1 protein-coding gene is annotated in these 667 nt (G+C 29.5%); it reads left to right on the top strand.

Features of this window, described 5'->3' with window-relative positions:
* Positions 1-573 (top strand): transposase (locus JCM14822_RS18790; RefSeq protein ID WP_172674875.1); only part of this gene is annotated, 573 nt, incomplete at its 5' end.
* Positions 574-667: the final 94 nt, after the last annotated feature.

Here is a 667-nt window from a genome sequence, read left to right as displayed (position 1 = left end):
ATTTCTTCGCAAATTACAAGAAAAAATTTTTTTATTAGTCGCATCAAGACAAATTTAAAGCTCTATAAAGCAGTTTCAGAAACGTATGCCATCTATGAAAGACTAGATTTAAAGAAACTCCTTAGTCAAGACAGTGATTCTGTTGATCAACAAGTTTATATTGGGACAGAAAGTTGTAATAAGTTAAAAATTCGTTTAGTAGGCAATAAGCTTTCTGATGAAATTGTAACTAAGCGTATCAAAAAGGCAATTATCCAAAATAAGGGTGAAGATATTGACTCATATAAGCGTCAGCTTTTACATTGGAATCTTATGATTACTAGCATCAGCAAAGAAATCCTTAATACATCTATTATTACAGAGCTTTATCGTATAAGATGGCAAATAGAACTTCTTTTTAAGGTTGTAAAAAGCACCCTTTCCCTAGATAAAATGCATGTAGGTAAAACTAAATATGTAGAAGCAATTCTTAGAATAGGAAAGTTGGCTTTATATGAAAAACGCTTAAGACAAACTACCTATTCTAAAATAGAAGGTTATTTAGAACAACTTATTGTTGCTGGAAAAACTTAGTCTTAAGTTAACGACTATGATATAAATCATGTGCTAGATTATCTCAATTTATAAATAGGATAAATATGGTAATACATCAGACTGTATAATCTCT

This window comes from Cellulosilyticum ruminicola JCM 14822 (assembly GCF_001311925.1).
GTDB classification, from domain to species: domain Bacteria; phylum Bacillota; class Clostridia; order Lachnospirales; family Cellulosilyticaceae; genus Cellulosilyticum; species Cellulosilyticum ruminicola.
This window is presented reverse-complemented; position numbering and strand designations above follow the sequence as displayed.